This is a genomic window from Methylotuvimicrobium buryatense (genome assembly GCF_005931095.1).
Lineage (GTDB): Bacteria > Pseudomonadota > Gammaproteobacteria > Methylococcales > Methylomonadaceae > Methylotuvimicrobium > Methylotuvimicrobium buryatense.
The window spans coordinates 4,882,237-4,898,191 of the sequence record NZ_CP035467.1 but is presented as its reverse complement, the minus strand read 5'-3'; the positions used below and the strand labels follow the sequence as shown (position 1 = coordinate 4,898,191).

Here is a 15,955-nt window from a genome sequence, read left to right as displayed (position 1 = left end):
TTGATTTAAGCCGCAGTAACGCTTAACGTAATGAATGATCACACATGATAATTCAAATTTAACCGCTAATCACATCTTTATTCAGAAAGGAGACTGGCAGTGCTAAAAACCCTGAAAATATTTTTATCGGTTTTTGCGGCTATTATTTTGCTCATTGTCATTGCAGCAGTGGCTTTGCCGTTATTGTTCAGTCCCAATGATTTCAAGCCGCAAATTGCTTCGGCGGTTAAAGACAAAACCGGTCGCGATTTGACTATCTCGGGCGATATCGAATTATCGATCTTTCCATGGATTGGCGTCACTGCCGAAAAACTGGCCTTAAGCAATGCCGAAGGTTTTCAAAAAATTCCGTTCGCTGAAATCGAAAACGCGCAAATTAGAGCCAAATTACTGCCTTTATTGTCTAAAAAGTTCGAAGTAGACCGTGTCGTCCTGAAAGGCTTGATTTTAAATTTAGAAAAAAACGAGACCGGAATCAGTAATTGGGACGATTTCAAGCAAGCCCAACCCGAGGCGCATACCGCTGCGACATCAACCGAGTGGGAAGATACCAATACTGTCGATACCGATACCGATGTTGAAGCGCTTAAGACGGTTGCCAGTCTAGCGATTGCAGGCATAAATCTTGAAAACGCCCGATTGAATTGGCACGACAGGCAAAACGATACGCGCTTTTCAATTAAGGAGTTGAATCTGATTTCAGACGATTTGGCTTTCGATAAGCCCATCGATTTAAAGCTTAGCTTTATTTTAGAGCAGCCTGAACAGGAATTAACCGGCTTTTACCAGCTCTCCGCCGAATTACTGCTCAACGAAAATTTCGATCGCTTTAATGCGACCCGATTTGATTTATCCGCCGAGATTCGAGGAAAAGACATTCCCGGCGGATCGATGTCGGCAAAAGTGATGGCTCAAGCCGATCTGAATTTGACCGCGCAATTGCTCGAATTGACCAAGCTCGATGTCGAATCAGGGGATTTGCATGTGCTTGCATCGCTCAGCGGAAAGCAGGTGATTGACGCACCCGTTTTCGAGGGGCCTGTGAGCATTGCCCGCTTTAATCCATCGGCATGGTTAAAGCAGGCCGGCATCGACCCTCCTGTTATGCGTGATGCTCAGGCATTGACGTCATTAAGCGCCGATTTCAAATTACAGGTTGCATCCGAATCGGCGGATTTACAAAGTATCAGCATTCAACTCGACGATAGCGCGATTAAAGGTAATGGCCGCGTCGATAATTTCGGCGATCCGGCAATATCATTCAACTTAAACGTCGATACCTTGAATGTCGATCGTTATCTAGCGCCTGAAGACGAATCGGATAAGACAGCGCAACCGATTGCAGGACCTGCCGCCGCAGTCGCCGCGGGCGCTTCGATGATTCAGGTTGAAACCTTAAGAGGTTTGAATATCAATGGCTTGTTATCGATCGGCAGGCTCACGATCAGCAATCTTTTACTGCACGGTGTCGATCTCAAATTGACTGCCAAAGACGGCAAAGTCAACACCGAACAAGCCGTAAAAACTTTGTATCGGGGCTCTTATGAAGGCACGATGAATCTAGATGTGACCGGCGAATTGCCGCAATGGAGGCTCAACGAAAAATTCATCGGTATACAAATCGAACCTTTATTGAACGATTATGCCGGCAGTGCAAAGATTGCCGGTGCAATGACCGCATCGACTAGGCTCCAGGCTAGCGGCAATGATAGCAAAGCGCTTAAATCCACATTGAACGGCCAAGTCGATTTTTTATTCAAGGACAGCATCATTAGAGGATTTAATTTGCAACAAATGATCGACGATGCAAAATCACTGCTAAAAGGCACGCAGGTACTCCGCGACAATCCGAAAGATCAAACCGCTTTTTCCGAAATTAAGGGTAGCGCCCGAGTCGTCAATGGGGTTATTAGCAATAACGATCTTATCGCTACGGCTTCCAAGATCGAAGCCACCGGAAAAGGTACCGCTGATTTGAAATCCGAACGGATCGATTACCGGATCAATGCAAAACTAGTCCGAAGTAAAGTAGCCGAAAGCACGGCCGACAAGATCAAGGAATTGCCAATCGTCATCAACATCACCGGTAATTTCAAAGAGCCGGAATATAAACTCGATATTGCGTCGATGCTCAAAGACCAGCAACTGGAAAAGCTCGAGCGCAAAAAAGACAAGTTACTGGACAAGCTCGACAAAAAAGTTGGCCCCGGCGTTTCTGATATATTGAAAAAGTTTTTTTGATACCGGATCAAGACGATCCAAATACTCGAAACAAGCTTATTGAGAGCCATTGCTAAGTTCTCCGGTATTTACTCGCTACCGTTAAGTTAATGGCTTTTCCGTTCGCCTAGAGCCCTTCGGCTGTGCTCAGGAAAGCTTTGTCGAAGGGTGAATAGAGAAGCCCGGGTCGATAAGTTAAGCCGTCCATGGTTCGACAGGCTCACCACGAACGGCTTAACTTAATGGAATTGGGTGTTTAACTACCTGCTAGAACACTGCCATTAAGCTAAGGCAAACCCGTCATTCCGCCATGGATTAGCGGAATTCAGTGCCATGGATGGCAAGCTTTTGAGACACAGTAGAGCCTTAATGCAAGCATTACTTATTTCTGTGATGGCATAATAACTTAATGGCAGTGATCTGCTAGCCGGGTCTTACTCTTTGGAATAAGGGAAGGGTGACCGAATATAAACTTTCCAATACGTTTAAATCATAATCAATAGGGTTATTGAACCCCAACCATTGCTAAAGGAGACAACCACGATGTCCGAATATAGAAAATACCATTGTATGGAATGCGAACACATTTACGACGAAGCAAAAGGCGATCCGGACAGCGGCATTGCGCCCGGTACGCGCTGGGAAGATATTTCCGACGACTGGGTTTGCCCTATTTGCGGGGCACCGAAAAGTTTTTTCAAGTTGTTGGCATAACCTGCCTTAAATACGAGGGTTTCGGTTCAATGGCGATCTTTCCGGTGACCGAGCAGGATGCTTTTTACCGGGGGATAAAAAATCGTTAGTATACTCCTTTGCTTGTCAAATTTCGGTGCCGGGGTGCTCGTCAAAGGACGCCGTAAATACGTCCGCGTAGGCTCTATGATAGCATCCATGCTATCAAAGCCTTTGCCGAACACCCCGGCACCTCCATAGGCTAATGCCGAAATTTGAAGTGCGAAAGGTATATCGGTACTGTGAAAGTTCGTAGATATAGACTCTTTATCTAATTTTTTCGATATGCAAAAGCTCAGCAACGAAAATGCCGGTCCGAAGAGGGTGCGGTTGCTCGCCCGACAGGCGTCGGCGGCAGGGACAGCCGCCGTCGAGCCTACATGGATGTATTCACGGCGTCCTGTCGGGCGAGTGACCGCATCCTCAACTCCCCAAGAACTTTCATCATCCGGGGTAATTGCCAGGCCTTCATGAACGTTAGGTTATACTTCGCGGTTTTACTATTTCCTGATTCCAATGACTCCGAGCGAATTTCAAGACCGGCTGTTGGCGTGGTTCGACAAGCACGGACGCCATGACTTGCCCTGGCAGAACCCTGCGTCACCTTACAAAGTTTGGGTTTCCGAAGTCATGTTGCAGCAAACGCAAGTGGCAACCGTAATTCCTTATTTCAATGCATTCATCGCTCGCTTTCCCGATATTCAATCTCTCGCAGAGGCTTCGGTCGATACGGTTTTGCAGTATTGGGCAGGCCTTGGTTATTATGCTCGGGGACGCAACTTGCACAAATGCGCGCAAATCATTGCGGAGCGCGATTCGTTTCCTGATAGCTTGGACGAACTGCTCGATTTGCCCGGAATAGGCCGTTCGACCGCCGGCGCGATATTGAGCATCGCTTTCAAGAAAAGCCATCCGATACTGGATGGCAATGTCAAAAGAGTGCTGACCCGCTTCGCCGGCATTAGCGAATGGCCCGGCTCGACAGAAGCCAGTAAGACGCTCTGGAAGCTGAGCGCGTTGTATACGCCGGTCCATTGTGTCGAAGACTATACTCAGGCGATGATGGATCTAGGCGCCACGATTTGTACCCGGGGAAAGCCTAATTGTGCTGTTTGTCCGCTCGTTTCGGCTTGCAGGGCTCATATTGAAAATAAAACGGCGTCGATACCAGCTCCGAAACCGGCGCGTAAGCAACCGGTCAAGCAGGTTTATTTTTTATGCTTGACCACAAACGAGAACAGTATTTTGCTGGAACAAAGACCGGGTACCGGAATCTGGGGAGGCTTATGGAGCCTCCCGGAATTCGATACGATAGAATCGGCACGCTCGTGGTGTATGGCTCGTCATATAGACATCATTAATGAATACACCCAACCTAAAGTGCGTCATACCTTTTCGCATTATCATTTAGATTTTACGCCGCTGCACTTCCATACCAATAACCCTAATCATTTTGTGATGGAAGCAAACCGTATGCTCTGGTATAAACCTGAGCAATTTTCTTCACTTGCTTTGGCTGCGCCGATTAAGCGGCTGTTGCAACAAATTTATAAGGACTGACTATGACTAGAATCATTCGTTGTGCAAAATTAGGTATCGACGCCGAAGGCCTTGATGCGCCTCCGTTTCCGGGCCCTAAAGGACAGCAAATATTCGATACGATTTCAAAACAAGCTTGGCAGGATTGGCTTAGTTTACAAACCATGCTGATCAATGAGCATCGTTTGGCCAGTTTCGATCCTAAAGCTAAAAAATTTCTTGAGGAAGAACGGAATAAATTTTTATTCGGCGGTGGGGCTGAAATGCCCGAAGGATACGTGCCTCCAACAAAATAAATCGACAGCGTATATGTGTTGCAGTTCGTTGGTGTCTCGCAAAGCTGAAGCCAAAAGGGCTGCATCACATTTTGCCAAACCTGAGTTCGGTTTAGGAAACAGCCAATATCAGGCATCTCTTCCAGAAGAAGCCGTGAATACGTCCGTGTAGGCTTGACGGCGGAATCTGATTGCCATGGATGGCATGAATGCAGATTTTGCAGGAGCAAAAATCTGCCCTGCCGCCGACACCTGTCAATCGAGCCACCAAACCCCCTTCCAACAGTTGTCTAAGTTATTTCATGCTCGTTCCTAAGTCCGTTAAATCGGCGAGATTAAACGGATTCCGACTTTATCGACCTTCCTGTCCCAGCTTTTCGAGTCGGCGCAGCCACTTCCGCCTTTTATCGTGACCGATGGCTTCTACCATGCCAATCAGTGTGTCTTTGGCTGGACCGATACCGCAGAAACCCAGTATATTTCTCTCCAGGCTTTTCAAGCTATGAGCCAAATAAATGAAGCGGTATACGAAAGCCGGCATGCCCATGGTCACGACTATTCGCGCGCTTCTTCCTGAGAGGCATTTTTTCCATGGCTTGCCTTCTGCAGACTTGACAGCAGCGAATCCGGGTCTGAAAACTTGTTCGAGAAATGCTTTTAGATAGGCGGGCATGCTGCCGAGCCATAATGGGTAGATGATAACGAGATGCTCTGCCCATTGAATGATGTCCTGGGCTTGTTGAATCGAATCGCTTATGGCCCCTTGTTCGAATTCATGTTGTGTACGGAGAATCGGAAATTCGATTCGGGCAATGTCGATCGTTTTGATTTGATGCCCTTTAGAACGGGCTCCGTCGGCATAGGCGTTAGCAAGGGCTCGGCAAAATCGTTGCTCGTCCGGATCGGGATGTCCTTGAATGATCGCAATGCGTTTTGCCGTCATAACTTATTTTCAACTTAATCGGATTTCGACCGCACTTCTAAACTATGGAGTTTCGTCGCTTGATAAAAGAAAGGGCCTGTTCGACTTGCTAATGAGGGGTTAAATAGGAGCTAATCCATCAAGCGGTACCGCGATCCGTCATAAGCGTGTTATTTGTGTGCTATTGTTCGAAAAATTAACGCTTCATCGAATCGAAAAATTCGGAATTAGTCTTGAAGTCCTTGAGCTTGCCTAATAAGAACTCGGAAGCCGCCATTTCATCCATCGGTTGTAGGATTTTCCGCAATATCCAAGTCTTTTGCAGCTCTTCGGAGTCGACCAGGTATTCTTCGCGGCGTGTTCCGGAGCGATTGATATTGATCGCCGGATAAATTCGTTTTTCGGCCAATTTGCGGTCTAGGTGCAATTCCATGTTGCCGGTGCCTTTGAATTCCTCGTAAATCACATCGTCCATTCTCGAGCCGGTATCGATCAATGCGGTTGCAATGATCGTGAGACTCCCTCCTTCCTCGATATTTCTTGCGGCGCCAAAGAAGCGTTTGGGCTTTTCCAAGGCATTCGCGTCGACACCGCCGGTTAATACCTTGCCGGAAGAAGGCACAACAGTATTGAATGCGCGTGCTAATCGAGTGATCGAATCTAACAGAATGACTACATCGTGTTTATGCTCGACCAGTCTTCGCGCTTTTTCGATTACCATGTCGGCTACTTGCACATGTCGTGTTGCGGGTTCGTCGAAGGTGCTGGAAATAACCTCGCCGCGTACGCAACGTTCCATTTCGGTCACCTCTTCAGGGCGTTCGTCGATCAATAAGACGATCAGATAACATTCGGGATTTTTTTCGGCGATGGAATGGGCCAAGCTTTGCATGATCATCGTTTTACCGGCTTTCGGCGGCGAAACGATCAAGCCGCGTTGTCCCTTGCCGATCGGTGCGATCAGATCGATAATGCGGCCCGTCAAGTCCTCGCTGGTGCCATTACCTTTTTCTAAGGTGAAGCGTACGTTCGGAAACAGGGGGGTGAGGTTGGTAAAGAGAATCTTGTTTTTGGTATTTTCGGGCGCTTCGAAGTTAATGTTTTGAACTTTGAGCATCGCGAAGTAACGTTCCGATTCCTTCGGCGGGCGAATTTTGCCGCTGACCGTGTCGCCGGTGCGTAGGTTAAAGCGTCTTATTTGGCTGGGTGAAACGTAAATATCGTCGGGGCCTGCTAGATAAGAGCAACCGGGTGTGCGAAGAAAACCGAAACCGTCTTGTAAAATTTCCAATACGCCATCGCCGTATATATCCTCGCCGCTTTTGGCTTGTTTTTTTAAAATTGCGAAGATAAGGTCTTGTTTGCGTGTTCTGGCGACATTTTCGAGTCCCAATGACTCCGCAATATCAATAAGTTCGCTGACTTGTTTTAGTTTTAACTCGGTTAGATTCATAGATTAACGGGAACTCGAAGGAATGAAAAGCACGGCGAACGGCCGTAAAAACAAAGGGATGGTAAAATTTTTGGATTTTACCCACAGACGGGTAAGGAAGATGCCGAAAAAAGCAGCGCGATTATATATCAAAATAGTCGGGGCCGTCCAAATAATTTACGACAACCCCGAGTTCGCTGGAATATTAAATATTGTTATCGATGAAATCGGCCAATTGCGATTTAGTCAAGGCGCCAACTTTAGTTGCCTCGACTTCGCCGTCTTTAAACAGCATTAGTGTCGGTATGCCGCGCACGCCGTAATGCTGTGGCGTTTGTGGGTTTTCATCGATATTGAGTTTGACGACAGCTAGTCGACCGGCATATTCCTTGGCGATTTCATCCAGAACCGGTGCGATCATCCGACAAGGTCCGCACCATTCAGCCCAATAGTCAACTAGCACAGGACCGCCTGCTTTCAGTACGGTTTCGTTAAATTCACCATCAGTTACATGAAGGACTGACTCACTCACGCTATTCTCCAAAATTGCTAAAATTGTGACTATAGGAGTGCCGGCGTTATTTTGTCAATCACTTTCATCTTTTTTAAGTTATGCTATAGGACTATGAATACAACGCATCTTACTCAAACCCGATTCAGCAATTTGGAGTTATCCGATTCGATATTGCACGGACTGACCGAGGCCGGCTTTACGCATTGTACTCCAATACAGGATCGTTCGTTGCCTTTGTCATTAAGAGACAAGGATATCGCAGGGCAAGCTCAAACCGGAACCGGCAAAACAGCAACCTTTTTACTGGCTACCTTTCAGCGCTTAATCAACGACGAAAGTGAAAAGATCAAAAACCCCAGGGCGGTTATATTAGCACCTACCCGGGAGCTTGCCATTCAGATTCACAAAGATGCCTTGCAGCTGGGCAAATATTTGAACCTTAAGTTTGCGCTTATATACGGTGGGACCGACTATAAAAAACAAATGGATACCATCAAGTCCAATGTCGATATTATCATCGGCACACCGGGCCGTATTATCGACTTTTATCGGCAAGGGACTTTCACGCTGGATAACGTGCAGGTAATGGTGCTCGATGAAGCCGACCGGATGTTCGATCTAGGGTTCATTAAGGATATTCGATTCTTGTTAAGAAGGATGCCGCCGGCCGATAAGCGATTGAATATGCTGTTTTCGGCAACTTTATCCTACAAAGTGACCGAACTGGCTTACGAGCATATGAATCAGCCGGTACTTATCAAAATCGAAACGGAAGAAGTCACCTCCAAGGCCATTCGGCAAAGTGCGTTTTGTCCGTCCAACGAACAGAAAATACCGCTATTATTGGGCGTATTGAAAAAATATGCGCCGCAACGCAGCATTATTTTCGTCAACACCAAACGTTGTGCCGAACGACTTAACGACTATCTGAATGCCAATGGCTTCGTCACCGCTGTTTTGAGCGGCGATGTCCCTCAGGAAAAACGTCAGCGGTTATTGACTGATTTCCAGGAAAACAAAATTAGGCTCATGATCGCGACCGATGTCGCGGCGCGCGGGTTGCATATCGCCGACGTGTCGCATGTGATCAACTATGATTTACCTCAGGAAGTCGAGGATTACGTACACCGAATCGGCAGAACCGCGCGTTTCGGCGCCAGCGGCGAAGCGATCAGTTTTATTTGCGAAGAATACGCCTATTCGATGCCGGACATCGAAACTTATATCGGTCAAAAAGTTCCGATTCAATCGATAACGGCCGATTTGCTGGCTGAAGTGGTCAAGCCTGAGCGCAAGCCTCGGCCGGAGAGGCCCGCACGTAATAGTCAAAGTAAGTACCCGGAAAAGCCGAGAAAAAAGCCGGTGCCGCGAGATAAGTCTGCTCAAGCCGTTACAAGCCCTGCATCAGTTCCCGAAAATCCTCAATAGCAGGAAACTCGTCTATCAGTCTTTTCGAACGAGTGCTGTCCGGTTTACTGACCGATATCAAATAATTGATGCCGTATTGCCTGGCCGAATTCAAGACCGCCAGGCTGTCATCGACCAATAGCGTGCGTTGCTTGTCGAACGATTGATGGTTTTCCAGTAAACGCCAAAATCCCGGCTGTTCCTTCGGAAAGCCGAAATCATGCGAGCAGATAATAGCGTCGAAAAACGGCTGCAAACAGGTTTTTTCCATTTTCAGGTCCAAACTGCTTCTGTGCGCGTTGGTCACCAAAAAAAGATTTTTCGATGATTGTCTGACTTTTTCGAGAAATTCGGTGACATGCGGCAGGACGGCGATCAATCCTGCTATTTCGGCTTTAAGGCCGGCAATATCCAACTCCAAGACTTCGCTCCAATAATCCAGGCAATACCATTCCAACTTGCCTTCCATGCTTTTGAAGCGGGGTTCCAATTGATATTTGGCCGTTTCAACCGAGATGCCGGTTTTTTCGGCGAATTTCAACGGCACGAATTCCAGCCAGAAATGATTATCGAAATTCAAATCCAACAACGTGCCGTCCATGTCCAGTAAGACAGTATCAATTTTTTTCCAATCGATCATAAGAGTAGGTTATATTTGTCGGTCATCATATTAAAAATATAGCCAATAATGCGCGAAAAACCGACACTTCTCAATAAAACCGTGATCGCCGAAAGCCGGTTATTCCGTATCGAATCGCTCGACATCGAGTTTAGCAATGGCGAACAACGTAATTTCGAACGCCTGGCCCGAGGAAGGCCTGGAGGTGCGGTGTTAATTGTGCCGCTTTTGGATAAAGAAACGGTCTTATTGGTTCGTGAATATGCTGCCGGCGTTCATCGTTACGAGTTGGGTTTGCCTAAAGGTAAAACCGACGCCGGAGAAACTTTTATCGAAGCCGCAAACCGTGAACTCAAGGAGGAAGTCGGTTTTGGAGCTAGAACCCTTTTTCATTTGAGTTCTTTTTCAATCGCGCCCGCTTATCTCGAGCACATGACCGAGATTATTATTGCCAAGGATCTTTATGAGGAAAAGTTGCAGGGCGACGAACCCGAGGAACTCGAAGTCGTGCCCTGGAAAATAGACGATATTGGTGGGCTGATTGCAACCGGCGAGTGCACCGAAGCCCGATCGATTGCCGCGTTGTTTATGACATTGAATTATCTTAAGGGTTTGTAGTGGAGCAAAAACCAAGCTTTTTGATTCATTTATCATGAGATCCAAACAATACTCTTAACGATCATGAAGAAGCCGTCATCACCCCGGCAAATGAAAGTGCGAGGGGTGGTTAGGGTGCGGTCACTCGCCCGACAGGACGCCGTGAATACGTCCGTGTAGGCTTGACGGCGACTCCCTGCCGCCAACACCTGTCAGTCGAGCAACCGCACCCTCTTCGGAACAGGCATTGTTTTTCATATCGAAAAATTAGATTAAAGAGCCCAAATCTACGAACTATCACAGTAGCGTTCATGAAGGCCTAGCCATCGCCCCGGCAAATGAAAGTTCTCTGGTGGCGGAGGGTGCGGTCACTCGCCCGACAGGACGCCGTGAATACGTCCGTGTAGGCTTGACGGCGACTCCCTGCCGCCAACACCTGTCAGTCGAGCAACCGCACCCTCTTCGGAACAGGCATTGTTTTTCATATCGAAAAATTAGATTAAAGAGCCCAAATCTACGAGCTATCACAGTAACGTTCATGAAGGCCTAGCCATCGCCCCGGCAAATGAAAGTTCTCTGGTGGCGGAGGGTGCGGTCACTCGCCCGACAGGACGCCGTGAATACGTCCATGTAGGCTCGACGGCGGCTCCCTGCCGCCGACGCCTGTCGATCGAGCAACCGCACCCTCTCTGGAACCGGTATTGCCAGCACAGAGCTTTGTATATCGAAAAATTAGATAAAGTGTCCAAATCTACGAACTTTCACAGTAAGGGTTTGGCATCAAATAGATACTTCCCGAAACAATGATCCTTAAAGCGGGCTTTTTTTACTAGAAAAGGATATCGATGCAAGTTTATTGAAAGCTACTGTTGATATCTTCACTTATAAAAGGAATTTCCCAAGTTTACCAATTATCCTTTTCTGTCTGGTCGCAAGGCTTTTGGCGGTTTTGGCCGAAGTCCATTACGTTCAATCAGGAGTTAAAATCGATATGAAAACATTCAGCACAATCAACTTGTTGATCTTTTTTTCTATTATGTTGTTGAGCGTTAAAATGCCGTTGGAATTGATCCATGCGGTGGTATGGGTCGTTAAACACATCTATGTTTTCGTGGAATTTATGTTGGATGAAATCATCTCATTGACATTTGATACCGATCCAAGAACCACCGAGATTATCGTGTTTTATTTGATGTTGGGCATTGGCGCAATCATGGCGTTGGTCATTTTTAACTATATCGTCGATTTGTGGCGCCAGGCCAAAGAAACCGTTCCTGCTTGGTGCTTCGAGCAAAAAGCTCAATTGCAAAATACTTGGCAAACATCGCCAATGATTAAAAAATCGAAAGTGGTATGCAGTATCGCTTTGGGCGGTTCATTTGCGGTAATGTTGACATTGAGTTGATTTAACCAGTACTGGACAGATCGGCGTGTTGAAGGCTATGCTCGAGCCTTCAACACTTTGTCAAGGAGTTCGCCATGTCCTTATTTCCTAAATTATTTCCGGCAATGATTGATGCCGTGGATGCCATCATCAAGCAAAATTCAGAATCAGTTACCGAATTGGATCAAGCGATTGGCGACGGCGATCATGTCACGAATTTACAACGCGGTATTAAGGCCTTAAAAGCAAAAGAAGGGGAAATATCGGCTCTCGATTGGGCCGATGCTTTGCAGAACATCGGCATGGTATCGATGTCGGCGATCGGAGGTGCATCGGGGTCTCTTTACGGAACGCTATTCATCGCAATGAGCAAAGCGGCTAAGGGGCAAGAGTTGAGCGTTTCGACTTTCGCCGAAGCTTTCGCGCAAGGTGTCGAAGCGGTTAAGCGGAGAGGCAAGGCTGATGCCGGCGAGAAAACGATGCTCGATGTTTATATGCCGGTAGCCGATTGCCTGAAACAAGCGGAAGCAAATTCGACTGCATTGCCGGAAATTTTAAAGCAGGTATGTGCTACCGCTAATCAGGGTATGGAATCGACCCGCGACATGGTGGCGACAAAGGGCCGAGCATCGTTTTTGGGCGAACGCACGCGAGGGCATATCGACGCCGGAGCGAAAACCGCGCAACTAATGATTTGCGCGATTGTTTCAGTGTTGCCAAAGTAAGGGGCGAGCATGAAATAACTTAGACAACCGCCTCAATGCGTAATCTTTGTAGAAGTTATTTTGTGTCTATTCCTAACCTTTACATGCCCCAGCGTAACGCGGCGGTATGGACAGGCGCATCCCAAAGCTTCAATAGGTCCTCATCAAGCAAACTTAATGTGATGGAACAGCCGGCCATGTCGAGTGAAGTCGTGTAGTTGCCGACCAGTGAGCGCCGGATATCCACGCCGCGTTTTTGCCAAAACTGGGCCGCTAAATTATAAATCAAATGTAACTCGATGAGCGGTGTCGCTCCAAAACCGTTGATATGTAACAGTGCGGGTTGATTTTTTTTGGGTTTCAATTCCTCTTCAATCGCTGTCGACAGTTGTTCGACGATCTCCGTAGCGGATTTGATCGGTATCGTTTCGCGCCCTCTTTCGCCGTGAATACCGACGCCCATTTCAATTTCATCATCATTGAGGATAAAAGTCGGTTTGCCAAGCGCCGGCACGGTGCAGCTCGTCATTGCAACCCCCATCGACGCGGTTGCTTCGTTCACTCTTTCACCTATGGCTTTACAGGCAGCTAAGTCTTTGCCGTTTTCGGCGGCCGCGCCGACAACTTTTTCGACAATCAGTGTTCCGGCGACCCCCCTCCGTCCTGTGCTGTGGTTTTTCGGCAGGGAAACGTCATCGTTAACGAAAACAGTCGCATTCGAGCAATCGATCATTTCGGCGGCCATTTCGAAATTCATAACATCGCCCGCATAGTTTTTAACAATAAATAAAACACCGCCTCCGTTTTCGACGGCTTGCGCTGCAGCCATCATTTGATTCGGTGTTGGCGAAGTAAATATTTGCCCGGGGCATGCCGCATCGAGCATGCCGTGACCGACAAAGCCCGAATGCAAAGGTTCATGGCCGGAACCGCCGCCGGAAATGAGCGCGACTTTACCGGATTGTGTCGGTGCTTGGCGGCTGATGAAATGGGGTTCTTCATTGAAACGGACGATATCGGCATGAGCCATGGCAAAGCCGGACAAGCTTTCGTTAAGCAGAGTGTCGACGCTATTGATGAATTTTTTCATGTTCGGTACTCCTACGTAATAATTTGATAAAGGGTAGACCTTGGTACGATGCCTGGCAAATCGACTGACTGCCCATAGGATGATTAAGTTTTTTGCAAGGCCTGGGTAATCGCCCTGATGTCCGGCATGACCCAGGTAGGCTGGAAATCGGATAATTTTAAATCGTCTTCGGAAGACACGCCGGTCAGTACCATTAAACTGCGGATATCGGCGCGCACAGCGCCGAGGATATCGGTATCGAGCCGGTCGCCGATTGCAATCGTTTTGTTCATATCGGTACCAAGCAAGGCCATGGCTTGTTGGTACATGATCGGTTCCGGTTTGCCGATGGTAATCGGCTTAACACCGGTCGCGGCTTGTAAGGCCGCTAAAATGGCGCCATTGCCGATCGTCATGCCCTGCTCGGTCGGTAATGAAGTATCGGCATTGGTGCCGATGAATTTTGCGCCGGCATGGAGTGTGTAAGTCGCATTGGCCAATTTTTGCCAGGTGAGCGTTCGATCCAGTCCGCAGACCACGATGTTGGCATTTGCTTGAGTATTAACCGGATCGAAAGTGTCGGTTAAAGTAAATCCATGATCGAGAAGCGGCGCGCGTGCTCCCTCTTCGCCAATTACGAAAATGCGACTGGTGGTCGGGTCGACCTCCCGCGATAAATAAGAGGCGGTAGCCATCGCGGACGTCAGTATTTGTTCGGCGCTTATGAATACACCCATTCCGGCTAATTTTGAGACATATTGTTCAGCAGTAAGTGTTGCGTTGTTAGTCGCTAAAATGAAACGTAAATGCTTAGCGCGCAATGTCTCAAAAAAATCAATAAGCCCCGGAAGCGGTTGGGAGCCATGCCATAAAACGCCATCCATATCGACGATCAGCGCTTGAATATCGGAAAAAGGTATCATAATTTGTAGCTTTTTAGGTTAGGTTGATGAATGAAAAAGAAGGAGACCGAACGCTTGAAACCCTAAGGTACATTGAGGCGTTAGCAAAGAGCAAGTTTGATTCAAGTAATTGTTTCGTGCATAACTTTTAGCATCCGCTTGTAGTGTAGAGCTGGTGCTCTTTGATTCCGCGAAATTGACAACCGCTCGCATTCTGGTTAGAGTTCGTCGTTCAGGGTAAAAAATAGACTCGATTAAAGTCGATTTAGGTACCAATTTTCCGCTTTATAAAGGGAATTATGGTGGTGTAGGGCCTGATCGTTAATTATGATTTTTTCATTAAACAACAATAAACCGTAACTATCGGAGAAGAAACATGGCAAGACCATTAATACAAATGGCGTTGGACTCATTGGATTTCGAACAAACCGTTGCGCTTGCCGAGCAAGTAGCACCGTATGTAGATATTTTTGAGATTGGCACCCCATGCATCAAATACAACGGGGTTGGCTTAGTGAAAGAACTGAGACAACGTTTCCCGGACCAACTGTTGTTGGTTGATCTGAAAACGATGGATGCCGGCGAATACGAAGCGGCGCCGTTCTACGCAGCGGGCGCGGACATCTGCACCGTGTTGGGCGTATCGGGTCTGGCCACTATCGGTGGTGTAATCAAAGCGGCACGCGCGCACAATGCGGAAGTTCAAGTTGACCTGATCAACGTGCCTGACAAAGTTGAATGCGCACGCGAATCAGCGAAACTGGGCGCACAAATCGTCGGTGTACACACGGGCTTGGACGCACAAGCAGCGGGCCAAACGCCATTTGCCGATTTACAAGCGATTGCCGACCTAGGCCTGAACGTACGCGTATCGGTAGCCGGCGGTATCAAACAAGCGACCGTACAACAAGTGGTTGCCAGCGGCGCGAGCATCATCGTGGTCGGTGCGGCGATTTATGGCGCGCCATCCCCGGCAGAAGCAGCCCGTGAAATCCGTCAACTGGTTGATGCAGCGAGTGCATAAGTCATGCATCAGCAACTGATCATTGACAAAATATCCGGTATTCTAGCGGCGACCGACGACAGCTATGATCAAAAACTGACCGACCTACTCGACCAAGCGAAACGCGTGTTCGTATCGGGAGCGGGTCGGTCGGGCTTGATCGGTCGGTTTTTTGCGATGCGCTTAATGCATAGCGGCTACGATGTCAGCGTGGTTGGCGAAATCGTCACGCCGAGCATCAAGGCAGGCGACCTGTTAATCATCATCTCAGGCTCGGGCGAAACCGAACAATTGATCGCGTTCACCAAGAAAGCGAAAGAGATCGGCGCCAAAATCCTGTTGATCTCGGCGAAAAGCGATTCGACCATTGGTGATATGGCTGATGCAGTGTTCCAAGTTGGGACATCGGAGCTGTATGGCAAAGTGAAAGGCATGCCGATGGGCACCGTGTTCGAACTATCGACGCTGTTTTTCCTGGAAGCGATCATCTCACATATCATTCATGAGAAAGGCATTCCGGAAGAAGAAATGAGATCGCGGCACGCGAACCTGGAATGAGCCGAAGCGGAGCGATCCGCGCTGGAACAAACCGAAAGCCGAACCGAACGAGTGGCGACCCTGTCACTCGTTCCAACC

At 47.9% G+C, this 15,955-nt stretch carries 16 protein-coding genes; 10 read left to right on the top strand and 6 right to left on the bottom strand.

The genetic code is table 11. The features are described from left to right. Positions 1 to 99: 99 nt before the first annotated feature. From EQU24_RS21705 to EQU24_RS21685, 4 genes are all read left to right on the top strand, one after another. On the top strand, positions 100 to 2,241 hold the full coding sequence (locus EQU24_RS21705; protein ID WP_017841560.1) for an AsmA family protein: 2,142 nt from the start codon (positions 100 to 102) through the stop codon (positions 2,239 to 2,241). 522 nt (positions 2,242 to 2,763) lie between these two features. Continuing rightward, positions 2,764 to 2,934: a rubredoxin gene (locus tag EQU24_RS21700; protein ID WP_014150370.1), complete on the top strand. Its 171-nt coding sequence runs from the start codon at positions 2,764 to 2,766 to the stop codon at positions 2,932 to 2,934. Between the two features lie 534 nt (positions 2,935 to 3,468). Further along, positions 3,469 to 4,512, top strand: coding sequence for an A/G-specific adenine glycosylase (gene mutY, locus EQU24_RS21690; RefSeq protein WP_017841561.1), 1,044 nt, complete (start codon positions 3,469 to 3,471; stop codon positions 4,510 to 4,512). A 2-nt stretch (positions 4,513 to 4,514) separates the two neighbouring features. Beyond that, positions 4,515 to 4,787, top strand: a complete 273-nt coding sequence (locus tag EQU24_RS21685) for an oxidative damage protection protein (protein ID WP_014150368.1) — start codon at positions 4,515 to 4,517, stop codon at positions 4,785 to 4,787. A 331-nt stretch (positions 4,788 to 5,118) separates the two neighbouring features. Here EQU24_RS21685 and EQU24_RS21675 read toward each other — a convergent pair whose 3' ends face one another. The 3 genes from EQU24_RS21675 to trxA all read right to left on the bottom strand — a co-directional run bounded on the left by EQU24_RS21675 (position 5,119) and on the right by trxA (position 7,652). After that, positions 5,119 to 5,709 carry an NAD(P)H-dependent oxidoreductase gene (locus tag EQU24_RS21675; protein WP_017841562.1) on the bottom strand — a complete coding sequence of 197 codons (591 nt, stop codon included), beginning with the start codon at positions 5,707 to 5,709 and terminating at the stop codon, positions 5,119 to 5,121. 175 nt (positions 5,710 to 5,884) lie between these two features. Then, positions 5,885 to 7,141, bottom strand: a complete 1,257-nt coding sequence (gene rho / locus EQU24_RS21670; RefSeq protein WP_014150367.1) for a transcription termination factor Rho — start codon at positions 7,139 to 7,141, stop codon at positions 5,885 to 5,887. Between the two features lie 184 nt (positions 7,142 to 7,325). Further along, entirely contained in the window at positions 7,326 to 7,652 is a 327-nt protein-coding gene (gene trxA, locus EQU24_RS21665; RefSeq protein WP_026130264.1) for a thioredoxin TrxA, read from the bottom strand. A 93-nt stretch (positions 7,653 to 7,745) separates the two neighbouring features. Here trxA and EQU24_RS21660 point away from each other — a divergent pair, with 93 nt between their 5' ends. After that, positions 7,746 to 9,062, top strand: a complete 1,317-nt coding sequence (locus EQU24_RS21660) for a DEAD/DEAH box helicase (protein ID WP_017841564.1) — start codon at positions 7,746 to 7,748, stop codon at positions 9,060 to 9,062. On the opposite strand, the gene yrfG is transcribed toward EQU24_RS21660, so the two are convergent. Then, positions 9,025 to 9,681 carry a GMP/IMP nucleotidase gene (gene yrfG, locus EQU24_RS21655; protein ID WP_017841565.1) on the bottom strand — a complete coding sequence of 219 codons (657 nt, stop codon included), beginning with the start codon at positions 9,679 to 9,681 and terminating at the stop codon, positions 9,025 to 9,027. The two genes, EQU24_RS21660 and yrfG, sit on opposite strands and share 38 nt — an antisense overlap. Before the next feature lie 48 nt (positions 9,682 to 9,729). Here yrfG and nudE point away from each other — a divergent pair, with 48 nt between their 5' ends. The 3 genes from nudE (at position 9,730) to dhaL (ending at position 12,366) form a co-directional block, all read left to right on the top strand. Continuing rightward, positions 9,730 to 10,278, top strand: coding sequence for an ADP compounds hydrolase NudE (gene nudE / locus EQU24_RS21650; RefSeq protein WP_017841566.1), 549 nt, complete (start codon positions 9,730 to 9,732; stop codon positions 10,276 to 10,278). Between the two features lie 970 nt (positions 10,279 to 11,248). Next, the gene (locus EQU24_RS21645; RefSeq protein ID WP_138767255.1) at positions 11,249 to 11,662 is read left to right on the top strand and encodes a hypothetical protein; all 414 of its coding nucleotides are present in this window, start codon (positions 11,249 to 11,251) and stop codon (positions 11,660 to 11,662) included. A gap of 74 nt (positions 11,663 to 11,736) precedes the next feature. Next, complete coding sequence (gene dhaL / locus EQU24_RS21640) at positions 11,737 to 12,366, top strand: dihydroxyacetone kinase subunit DhaL (RefSeq protein ID WP_017841568.1); 630 nt, start codon at positions 11,737 to 11,739, stop codon at positions 12,364 to 12,366. A gap of 79 nt (positions 12,367 to 12,445) precedes the next feature. On the opposite strand, the gene dhaK is transcribed toward dhaL, so the two are convergent. After that, positions 12,446 to 13,435 (bottom strand): dihydroxyacetone kinase subunit DhaK, encoded by a 990-nt coding sequence (gene dhaK / locus EQU24_RS21635; RefSeq protein ID WP_017841569.1) that lies wholly within the window; start codon positions 13,433 to 13,435, stop codon positions 12,446 to 12,448. An 83-nt stretch (positions 13,436 to 13,518) separates the two neighbouring features. Next, positions 13,519 to 14,337 carry an HAD-IIA family hydrolase gene (locus EQU24_RS21630; protein WP_017841570.1) on the bottom strand — a complete coding sequence of 273 codons (819 nt, stop codon included), beginning with the start codon at positions 14,335 to 14,337 and terminating at the stop codon, positions 13,519 to 13,521. 355 nt (positions 14,338 to 14,692) lie between these two features. Between EQU24_RS21630 and hxlA the strand changes: the two genes are divergently transcribed. Together hxlA and hxlB are read left to right on the top strand one after the other, a co-directional pair. After that, positions 14,693 to 15,340 (top strand): 3-hexulose-6-phosphate synthase, encoded by a 648-nt coding sequence (gene hxlA, locus EQU24_RS23165; protein ID WP_017841571.1) that lies wholly within the window; start codon positions 14,693 to 14,695, stop codon positions 15,338 to 15,340. 3 nt (positions 15,341 to 15,343) lie between these two features. Then, positions 15,344 to 15,877 carry a 6-phospho-3-hexuloisomerase gene (gene hxlB / locus EQU24_RS23160; RefSeq protein ID WP_017841572.1) on the top strand — a complete coding sequence of 178 codons (534 nt, stop codon included), beginning with the start codon at positions 15,344 to 15,346 and terminating at the stop codon, positions 15,875 to 15,877. The last annotated feature ends 78 nt before the right edge of the window (positions 15,878 to 15,955 follow it).

What these genes read in the sequence shown, in the direction of transcription:
- EQU24_RS21660 (WP_017841564.1), top strand. Translation starts at nt 7,746, where the DNA reads ATGAATACAACGCATCTTACTCAAACCCGATTCAGCAATTTGGAGTTA.
- mutY (WP_017841561.1), top strand. Translation starts at nt 3,469, where the DNA reads ATGACTCCGAGCGAATTTCAAGACCGGCTGTTGGCGTGGTTCGACAAG.
- EQU24_RS21685 (WP_014150368.1), top strand. Translation starts at nt 4,515, where the DNA reads ATGACTAGAATCATTCGTTGTGCAAAATTAGGTATCGACGCCGAAGGC.
- dhaL (WP_017841568.1), top strand. Translation starts at nt 11,737, where the DNA reads ATGTCCTTATTTCCTAAATTATTTCCGGCAATGATTGATGCCGTGGAT.
- EQU24_RS21630 (WP_017841570.1), bottom strand. Translation starts at nt 14,337, where the DNA reads ATGATACCTTTTTCCGATATTCAAGCGCTGATCGTCGATATGGATGGC.
- yrfG (WP_017841565.1), bottom strand. Translation starts at nt 9,681, where the DNA reads ATGATCGATTGGAAAAAAATTGATACTGTCTTACTGGACATGGACGGC.
- EQU24_RS21645 (WP_138767255.1), top strand. Translation starts at nt 11,249, where the DNA reads ATGAAAACATTCAGCACAATCAACTTGTTGATCTTTTTTTCTATTATG.
- hxlB (WP_017841572.1), top strand. Translation starts at nt 15,344, where the DNA reads ATGCATCAGCAACTGATCATTGACAAAATATCCGGTATTCTAGCGGCG.
- EQU24_RS21700 (WP_014150370.1), top strand. Translation starts at nt 2,764, where the DNA reads ATGTCCGAATATAGAAAATACCATTGTATGGAATGCGAACACATTTAC.
- hxlA (WP_017841571.1), top strand. Translation starts at nt 14,693, where the DNA reads ATGGCAAGACCATTAATACAAATGGCGTTGGACTCATTGGATTTCGAA.
- nudE (WP_017841566.1), top strand. Translation starts at nt 9,730, where the DNA reads ATGCGCGAAAAACCGACACTTCTCAATAAAACCGTGATCGCCGAAAGC.
- dhaK (WP_017841569.1), bottom strand. Translation starts at nt 13,435, where the DNA reads ATGAAAAAATTCATCAATAGCGTCGACACTCTGCTTAACGAAAGCTTG.
- rho (WP_014150367.1), bottom strand. Translation starts at nt 7,141, where the DNA reads ATGAATCTAACCGAGTTAAAACTAAAACAAGTCAGCGAACTTATTGAT.
- EQU24_RS21675 (WP_017841562.1), bottom strand. Translation starts at nt 5,709, where the DNA reads ATGACGGCAAAACGCATTGCGATCATTCAAGGACATCCCGATCCGGAC.